The organism is Geomonas sp., from assembly GCF_056994735.1.
The window spans coordinates 1-8782 of record NZ_JBXKJL010000374.1 but is presented as its reverse complement, the minus strand read 5'-3'; the positions used below and the strand labels follow the sequence as shown (position 1 = coordinate 8782).

The 8782-nt window shown below is 61.2% G+C and carries 7 protein-coding genes; 5 read left to right on the top strand and 2 right to left on the bottom strand.

The window, feature by feature from the left end; all coding sequences use genetic code 11:
• Positions 1-280 precede the first annotated feature (280 nt).
• The gene (locus AC11W3_RS16200; protein ID WP_484088951.1) at positions 281-754 is read left to right on the top strand and encodes a peroxiredoxin; all 474 of its coding nucleotides are present in this window, start codon (positions 281-283) and stop codon (positions 752-754) included.
• A gap of 148 nt (positions 755-902) precedes the next feature.
• Positions 903-2207, top strand: coding sequence for a glycerate kinase type-2 family protein (locus tag AC11W3_RS16195; protein ID WP_484088952.1), 1305 nt, complete (start codon positions 903-905; stop codon positions 2205-2207).
• Between the two features lie 10 nt (positions 2208-2217).
• On the opposite strand, the gene AC11W3_RS16190 is transcribed toward AC11W3_RS16195, so the two are convergent.
• Complete coding sequence (locus tag AC11W3_RS16190) at positions 2218-2589, bottom strand: hypothetical protein (protein WP_484088953.1); 372 nt, start codon at positions 2587-2589, stop codon at positions 2218-2220.
• 351 nt (positions 2590-2940) lie between these two features.
• Complete coding sequence (locus AC11W3_RS16185; protein WP_484088954.1) at positions 2941-3903, bottom strand: NADPH:quinone reductase; 963 nt, start codon at positions 3901-3903, stop codon at positions 2941-2943.
• Between the two features lie 328 nt (positions 3904-4231).
• Here AC11W3_RS16185 and AC11W3_RS16180 point away from each other — a divergent pair, with 328 nt between their 5' ends.
• From AC11W3_RS16180 to AC11W3_RS16170, 3 genes are all read left to right on the top strand, one after another.
• Positions 4232-5437 carry a GspE/PulE/PilB domain-containing protein gene (locus AC11W3_RS16180; RefSeq protein ID WP_484088955.1) on the top strand — a complete coding sequence of 402 codons (1206 nt, stop codon included), beginning with the start codon at positions 4232-4234 and terminating at the stop codon, positions 5435-5437.
• Positions 5438-5807: 370 nt separating this feature from the next.
• Positions 5808-6218: an NADH-quinone oxidoreductase subunit A gene (gene ndhC / locus AC11W3_RS16175; RefSeq protein WP_484088956.1), complete on the top strand. Its 411-nt coding sequence runs from the start codon at positions 5808-5810 to the stop codon at positions 6216-6218.
• A 122-nt stretch (positions 6219-6340) separates the two neighbouring features.
• The gene (locus tag AC11W3_RS16170; protein ID WP_484088957.1) at positions 6341-8725 is read left to right on the top strand and encodes an NADH-quinone oxidoreductase subunit B/C/D; all 2385 of its coding nucleotides are present in this window, start codon (positions 6341-6343) and stop codon (positions 8723-8725) included.
• Positions 8726-8782 lie beyond the last annotated feature (57 nt).

Here is an 8782-nt window from a genome sequence, read left to right as displayed (position 1 = left end):
CCTCCCCACCCGCCCCTGCAGCACCGCCAGCGAGATCACCAGCAGGATGCCGCCAAAATGGTGCCACGGCGCCACGCCTGCGACTGCCGTGGTATCGATAAAGGTGCCGCTCATATTCCCTCCCAGTGACGATCGTCGCAGCATAACCTGATTCGACCCGCGAGACAACATCATCCGGATACCGCTCCGACCTTGCCCAATCCCTTCCCCTCTGTTATCGTTGATAGAAATTTCTGTCTCAGCAGACAGATGAAATGCAATAAATCCCCAGGAGGATGACATGTTTTTGGAAGGACAACCCGCTCCGGACTTCCAGCTGCAGGGAAGCGATGGCAAAGTGCACTCCCTCAAAGATTATAGAGGAAAGCTCCTGATCCTCTTTTTCTATCCCAGAGACAACACCCCTGGATGCACAAGCGAAGCGGTAGGCTTCAGCAAGCTCCACTCTCTGTTCGAACAGTTGGGAGCCGTCATCGTCGGAGTCAGCAGGGACTCGATGAAGTCGCATCTGAAGTTCATCGAGGACTTCAAGCTTCCGTTCACATTGCTGTCGGATCCTGACACTTCGGTGATGAAGGCTTACGGCGCCTTCGGTGAGAAGGTGCAGTACGGCAAGACGACCATGGGGGTGATCCGCTCCACCGTGGTCATCTCGCCGGACGGTGTTATCATCAAGCACTGGCCGAAGATCGCGAAGGCTTCGGAACATCCGGACAAGGTGCTCGATTTCTTCAAGATGCTGGCGAGGGGGTAGAGACCCATCCCCCCTGCCCCCCCCTTTGTCAAAGGGGGGAACGCTGAAGGTGCTGCCCGGCAGGGAGGAGCGGCAACCTCTTCCTTGGATCTGCACCTTTAGGTGGGGGTTCCGGGAAGGGTCAAGAGGAGTGTGAGGGAATTGGTGGATGACTGATCGCGAACTGGTCGATAATCTTTTCTGCTGCGCGCTGGCTGCAGTGGATCCGTTACAGACGCTGCCACCGCACCTACGCCTGGCAAGGGAGGTCTTCCTCACCGGGGGCTACCAGAGGCTGGTGGTAGCCGGTTTCGGCAAGGCCGCGGCCGCCATGGCCCTCGCCGCCGAGGAGGTCCTGGGCGATTGCATCACCTCCGGCCTGGTCATCGTCCCGCATGACTCCAAGTTGTCCGAGCTGCCAAAAGGTATAAAAATCGCCACGGCCGGCCATCCTCACCCTGACAGTCATGGAGTTGCGGCTACCAGACATATCATCGAGCTCACCCGGAACTCCGGTCACGAGACACTGCTACTCCTCCTGGTATCGGGGGGAGGCTCCGCACTCTTCACGGCACCTGCCGACGGCGTAACGCTGGAGGAGAAGCAGGAGACCTGCAGGCTGCTGATGGAGGCGGGGGCCGACATCGTGCAGCTCAACACTGTCCGCAAGCACCTCTCCAAGGTGAAGGGTGGGATGTTCGCTGCCTTAGCCCACCCGGCGCGCCTGATCTCCCTGGCGATATCCGACGTACCGGGGGATCGCCCTGATGTCATAGCCTCCGGCCCGGCCTACCCCGACCCTACCACCTTTGCCGACGCCATCACGGTTCTTGACCAACTGGGGCTTTCCGACAGGGTCCCGGCATCGGCCCGTGACCGTCTGGAAAGAGGCGCTGCCGGTATGATCAGGGAGACGCCGAAGACTGACGATCCGATATTCTCGACCGTCACCACCATCATCGCGGCTCGGAACCACGACGCCGTCGAGGCCGCGGCCCGCGCAGCCCGCCACAAGGGGCTGAAGGTGCAGGTTCTGGAGGATCAGGTTTGCGGCGAGGCGCGGGAAGCCGGGCGAAGGCTGGCAGAGCTGGCAGTGGCGGAGAGGAGGAAGCTCCCTCCCGGCGAACGACTCTGCCTGGTCAGCGGGGGGGAGACGACGGTGCGTGTGGTGGGTAAGGGGAAGGGGGGCCGTAACCAGGAACTCGCCCTGGCCTTTGCCTTGGCAATCGAGGGGGAACCAGGGATCACTCTGCTTTCCGCGGGAACTGACGGCATCGACGGACCGACCGACGCCGCAGGGGGTGTGGTCGACGGGAACACCGCAGCCCTGGCCAAAGCTGCCAGCCTCGATCCCGCGGCGTTTCTGGCGGACAACAACGCCTACGCTCTGCTCGAGCGCTGCGGAGCCCTGCTGAAGACCGGACCGACCGGCACCAACGTGATGGATCTGCAGATAGCGGTCCTGTCCGGCTGACAGCGGTTGGTCAGTCGACGTAGTTGTAGTCCGACTCCACGTCCAGGATCTTCAGCAGCGATTCCGGCGTGTAAGGGTATTCCTGCCCCTTCTCCTCTTCTTCGGACTTCTTCGGCGGCGTGTAAAGGAGCACCACTTCTCCGTTACGCTCCACCTTCATCGCCCTGCCGTCACAGCGCTTTTCGATGGTCCGCCACATCTCATCCTGATCGATCAGTTCGAACCCGCCGATATCCTCGCTGGGTTTGAGGTTTTCCAGGAACCGGGAGATGAGGTCGAAATCGAGCCAGTCCTCCTCCTTGCGCCACCACTTGATGAAGATGTTGTTGGAGTTCTTTCTTCTTTCCTTCTCGATCTGCTTTGTCAGTTCATATCCTTGCATGGCCATCCTCCATAGCGTCACGTAGTGATTATGATTACCCGAACTCCCCATACCGACAACTCTGATTGCGTCCTTCGACAAGCTCAGCACGAACGGTTACCAGCAGCTCAACCCGAATTCGGCACCAACCTCTTCCCAACCTCGACTCCAACAGGGTCAACCAACCGCTCCAACTGGGTCAAGCACCGGCCGCCGTTCCCCCTGAGCTTGTCGAAGGGTGTACCGTCATGGTCTCTCATAAGAGCGTCTGCACTCATGTACATTTTAAGCAAAGCTTTTCATTATGCAATGCGACTGGATCACAGAGACACCAGCGCGACTGAATGAGCGGCGAGGGGACAGCGGCACTGGCTAAGGAATGAGGACGATCTTCCCGAAGGTGCTCGCCTCCATAACCTCATGATGGGCCACGGCCGCATCGGCCAGAGACAACTCCCTGCTCACCACCGGGCGCAGCGTCCGGTTCTCCAGCCCCGCCACAAGGGCGGCATGTACCCGGGACAGATCCTTCTCGGAAGCGTTGAACAGGGCCATCCCGATGATCGAGGTGTCCTGGGCCATGGTGTCACGGGGATCGATCTCGACGCGGCCGCGGCTCCCAATCACCACGACCCGCCCCCCCTGGGCCAGCGCTCCCAGATCCTGCCCCAGGTTCTGGTTGGCCAGCATCTCGAGGATGACGTCGAGCCCTTGGCCGCAGGTCAGTTCCCTGGTCTGTGCCAGGTGGTCAGGCTGGTGGTGATCGATCACCGCATGCGCACCCATCTCCTGCACCAGTTGCCGCCCCTTTTCACTTCCGGCAGTCCCTATCACCCACAATCCGGCCGCCCGTGCCAGTTGGACCGCGGCGATGCCTACCCCGCCGCTGGCTCCGTGCACCAGCAGGCTCTCGCCCGGAAGCGCATGTGCCTTCTGGAAAAGGGCACGGTAAGCGGCCCCGTAGGGCACGCCGATGGCGGCCCCCTGCGAGAAGGTGACCTCATCAGGAAGGTGATGGGTCTGATGCTCGGCGCACAGGACCTTTTCGGCATAGGTCCCGGTGAGGGACCAGGCGACATACACCCTTTCCCCCGCATTCCGGTGCTTGACTCCGGCACCTACCGCTTCGATAACCCCTGCACCGTCAATCCCGGGAGTATAAGGTGGCGTCGCATGCCGGCCATAGCTGCCGGAACGGATGTATGCATCGACAGGGTTGACCCCGGCGGCATAAATCTTCACCAGCACCTGCCCCTCGCCTGGGACCGGATCGGCCACCTCTTTGAGCCGCATCACCTCCGGGGCTCCGAAATCCTCGACCACTATAGCTTTCATGCCCGCCCCCCTTGCCTGTGATGGCAGCGCATCAATCCCGCCGCCGGCGCACAAGGAGTATACCATCTAGTCCCGTCGCCTCAAATCACGGCAGGAGGGCTCTTCGCCCCCGAAACTCTCATCGAAAAAGGAGGAAGGCAGCACTGACCCACCGCCCCGGACACCGTCTCTCTTTGCTGTTGACATTGCAAGGCAGGCGCTCTAAATTAGCGACTCAAAAAGAGTTCCCGCTAAGCCAGCTCTGCCGCGGCTGGAATTCCAGTAACAGAGGTCGGCATAGCCCCCGATCACCAACGGAGAGCTGGAAAGCAGTCTGGGGAGGTTGTAGATGAAGTTAGGTGAGCTGCTGGTAAGCGCCGGCAAATTGACTCCGGAGCAAGTCGAGGAAACCCTGAAAGGCCAGGCCATCTTCGGCGGGAAATTCGGGACCAATCTCATAGAGATGGGATATCTCGACGAGCAGGAGCTGGCTCTTTTCCTGAGCAGGAAAACGGGCACTCCCCATGCCTCTCCGGAGCAGCTCATGGAGATCCCTCCCCATATCCTCAGGCTGATCCCGGAAGAGATCATCAGGAAGTACAAGGTCGTTCCCATAGGGCTCAATAACCGCAAACTGATCCTGGCCATGGCGGACCCCTCCGACTTCGCGGCTATCGACGAGATCTCCTTCGTCACCGGTTACATCGTCCTTCCGGTCATAACACCCGAGCTTCGGCTGGTGACCGCGCTGGAAAAGCACTACAAGATCAGGCGTGAGATGCGCTACATCAAGGTCGAAGGGGGAGGGAGAAACCGGACCAAGCACGCTCCGGATCCGGCGGCATTCGAGCCGGTCAGGCAGGCGGTTCCGGCAAAGCCGGCGGAAACCAGGCCGGTCCAGCGACCTCAGGAGGAGATCACCATCCCCCCCCTGGAACTCGACGAAAGCGACATCCTGGAGCTGCCATTGCTCTCGGAGTTGGAGACCTTCGCGGAACTGGAGGAGCTCCACATACACACCGTTCAGCCCCAGGCCCCGCCCCCGAAGCAGCCCGAACCCAAGCAGGATTACAGCCTGAAGGGGGTCCTGGAGGCCTTCACCCGGGTGGAAAACAGGGACGAGGTGGCGGAACTGGTCGTCAACCACGCGGCCCGGCAATTCAACCGCGCAGCCCTCTTCGTAGTCAAGGGAGGGAAGGCATGCGGATGGGTGGCGCAGTGCGGAAAGAAGCCGGTCCCGAACTTCGACAAGCTCGAAATCGATCTCAACGAGGCCTCGATACTGCGGGTGGTGGCTGAGAGCAAGACCTTTTATCTAGGGCCCATCCCTACGACCCCGGCCAACGGCGCAATCATGGCCTCTCTGGGGGGAGGAACCCCGGCGGCCAACCTCCTGGTGCCCCTGATGATGGTGGGGCGCGCGGTAGCCATCCTCTATGTCGAGGGAGCAAGCTCCCCTCTCGACGGGCAGGTCCCCGATCTCCAGAGACTGCTGGGGAAGGCTTCCATGGCATTCGAAATATTGATTCTCAAGACCAAAATACTTTTGACATAGCCCTCACACACTGTCATAGTGCAGATTGTCTCAGAAGTGGCAGGTATCACAGAGAAAATTGTGATTCCAGTCACTGTCAAAGAAGAACTGTTTTGGCACGGCTTTGCCGAGAATGAACCGGCAAAGAAGCTAATAGATAGTTCCCCCGCCGTTCCTCAGAGCGTCACGATTTTCGAATCAGCACTCTTTGACTTGCAGGAACATCGTTAAGCCTATCGTCGACAGGCCTGTCTGGCAGCTGATCCAGATAATACAGCGCCAGAGAGCTTGAAAATTCATCAAAAAATGCCAGGCCACGTTGACTTTTACCGCCCCTACGCTAGATTATACGGGTGTTGAAACGACCACTCTCCCAGGTTGAAAGGCCGCCATGCCAGTCAGCGCCCAGCAGGTCGAACTGATCCCTCTCGCAGTCTATTCTTTGATCGCCGTCGGTCTGATCAGCGTCCTGCTCCTTGCCGCCTACTACCTGGGTTCCGGCAAAGATGCGCCATACAAGGAAGCCCCGTACGAATCCGGGGTGCCTCCCACCGGCACCGCCCGTCACGCGTCACAAGTTCCCTTCTACCTCATCGCCATTTTCTTCATCGTCTTCGATGTCGAGGGTGCCTTCATCCTGACCTGGGCCACCGCCTGGGACCTGCTGGGGCTACCGGGGCTGATCCACATCTCCATCTTCATCGTGGTCCTCTTGTTGGGACTGGTCTGGCTCTGGATGAAGGGTGGACTGGACTGGGGGCCTGCCGCAACGCGGGGGGGCAGGAAGTCGATGCATTACTGATCTCCAAAGACACTGAACGGGGATATCAGGATTGACAGGATCAGGAACGTGTAACAGCGGTGTGAAGATCAAAATGGGCAGGGCCATCATTAAAGTGAACAGCGGCGTTATGGGGAGCAGCTTTGAGCGAAACGGAAAGCCAAAACATACCCGATAACGTGATCCTCGCCTCGCTCGACGATCTGATCAACTGGGGGCGCGCCAACTCCCTGTGGCCGATGTTCTTCGGCCTTTCCTGCTGCTTCGTCGAGATGATGACCTCCTTCACCTCCCGCTACGACGTCTCGCGTTTCGGCGCCGAGGTCCTGCGCGGCACCCCGCGCGAGGCGGACGTCATGGTGATAGCCGGGACGGTCTTCAAGAAGATGGCCCCCAGCATCTTGAGGCTCTACAACCAGATGGCATCCCCCAAGTGGGTGATCTCCATGGGAAGCTGCGCCAACTCCGGAGGGATGTACGACGTCTACAGCGTCGTCCAGGGGGTGCACCAGATCCTGCCGGTCGACGTCTACATCCCGGGTTGCCCGCCGCGGCCGGAGTCATTCCTGGAGGGGCTCATGCTGCTGCAGGAGAAGATCAAGAGGAACGAGCGCCCGGCCCGCAGCGTGCTCCACATGCAGGGGGGCACCCAGGGTACCACCGCCCCGATCCTGGTCGACACGGTGACCAAGGCCCGTGACCCGAGGGGGCCCGGCATGGAAGGAAGCGCCATCCGCGGCAGCGAGATGCAGTACCCGCACTTCGCCGCGCCGCGCTCCGACGAGATCTGGCGCCCCCCCCAGCCGAGGCTCGCCTACCCGGATTACAACCTTAACGAGGAACTGCAGGCCGCCTTCGGTCCGGAGGTGCGGCTCGATCCCGCCGCCGCGGACATCCAGACCTACCGAGCGCCGGCGGGGCTGGTGCCGGAGGTTCTGAAGTACCTGAAGAACCACGGCAGGACCCCGTTCCGCAGGCTGGAGGATATCGCCTGCGTCGATGAATCCTGCCGCCGCGACCGCGACCGATTCCCCGATTTTACCGTCAACTACCACCTCACCTGCTTCGATCTCCCCGGAAGGATCAGGATCAAAACCGAGCTTAACGGAGAATACCCCGAGCTCCCCAGCGTCACCCCCGTCTTCCCGGTCGCCAACTGGTACGAGCGCGAGGTCTACGACATGTTCGGGCTGCGCTTCGCCGGGCACCCCGATCTGACCCGTATCCTTATGCCGTCGGACTGGGTGGGGCATCCGCTGAGGAAGGAACATCCCTCCAAGGCCACCGAGCTCCCCCCCTACACCGCGGAAGACGCACTGAAGCACAAAGCCGTTCCGGCAGGAGATTTCTTCGATCGGGTGGACGACCAGACCCTGATCCTGAACGTGGGCCCTCAGCACCCGGGGACCCACGGCGTCATCAGGTTCATGCTCAAGCTCTCCGGGGAAGAGATCGTCGACATGAACTCCGAGATCGGCTATCACCACCGCGCCGCGGAAAAGATGGGGGAACGCCAGAACTGGCACCAGTACATGCCCTACACCGACCGGATCGACTACCTGGCCGGAGTGCAGAACAACATGGCCTACGTCAACACCGTAGAGGCGCTCTGCGGGGTGGAGATCCCCGAGCGGGCCGTCTACATCAGGGTCATGCTCTGCGAGCTCTTCCGCATTGCCAACCACCTGGTCTGGCTGGGGACCTTCGCCGCCGACCTGGGAGCCATGACCCCGGTCTTCTACACCTTTACCGACCGGGAGAAGATCTTCGATATCGTGGAGCACATCACGGGCGGGAGGATGCACCCGGCCTGGTTCCGGATTGGCGGAGTTGCCGAGGATCTCCCCGAGGGGTGGCTGGAGAGGGTGAAGAGCTTCCTCGCCTGGTTCCCCCCGCGGCTTGCCGAGTACGAACGGCTCCTGACCGGGAACCCGATTTTCAAGGCGCGGCTGGAGGGGGTCTCGGCGATCTCGGCCGATGACGCCATCGAGTGGGGGATGTCTGGGCCCAACCTGCGCGCCTGCGGTTTCGACTGGGACCTCAGGAAGAAGATGCCCTACGGCGGCTATGACCGCTTCAAGTTCGAGGTGGCGATCGCGGAAGGGGGCGATTGCTACGCACGGTACCTGGTGAGGATGGAGGAGATGCGGCAATCGCTGGCCATCGTCAGGCAGGCGGCGGAGGGGATGCCGCCAGGACGTTGGGTCTCGCCGGACCACCGGTACACGCTGCCGCAGAAGCCCGACACCCTGAAGGACATCGAGTCGCTGATCCACCACTTCGTCAACAGCACCCGCGGGATGTCGCCGCCCAAGGGCGAATGCTACACCGCGATCGAGGCACCCAAAGGGGAGAACGGGTACTTCGCCGTTTCCGACGGCCTCCACACCGCCTACCGCATGAGGATACGCACCCCGACATTCCCGCACATCCAGGCGCTACCCGTCCTGAGCCGCGGCTGGCTGGTGGCGGACTTCATGGCGATCATAGGGTCCCTGGACTTCGTGCTGGCGGATCTCGACAGATAGGTACTCCATCCGGCGGAGTCCCACTCCCCTTGCGGGAGGGGGGCAGGGGGTGGGGGG

What these genes read in the sequence shown, in the direction of transcription:
- ndhC (WP_484088956.1), top strand. Translation starts at nt 5,808, where the DNA reads ATGCCAGTCAGCGCCCAGCAGGTCGAACTGATCCCTCTCGCAGTCTAT.
- AC11W3_RS16185 (WP_484088954.1), bottom strand. Translation starts at nt 3,903, where the DNA reads ATGAAAGCTATAGTGGTCGAGGATTTCGGAGCCCCGGAGGTGATGCGG.
- AC11W3_RS16195 (WP_484088952.1), top strand. Translation starts at nt 903, where the DNA reads ATGACTGATCGCGAACTGGTCGATAATCTTTTCTGCTGCGCGCTGGCT.
- AC11W3_RS16180 (WP_484088955.1), top strand. Translation starts at nt 4,232, where the DNA reads ATGAAGTTAGGTGAGCTGCTGGTAAGCGCCGGCAAATTGACTCCGGAG.
- AC11W3_RS16190 (WP_484088953.1), bottom strand. Translation starts at nt 2,589, where the DNA reads ATGCAAGGATATGAACTGACAAAGCAGATCGAGAAGGAAAGAAGAAAG.
- AC11W3_RS16200 (WP_484088951.1), top strand. Translation starts at nt 281, where the DNA reads ATGTTTTTGGAAGGACAACCCGCTCCGGACTTCCAGCTGCAGGGAAGC.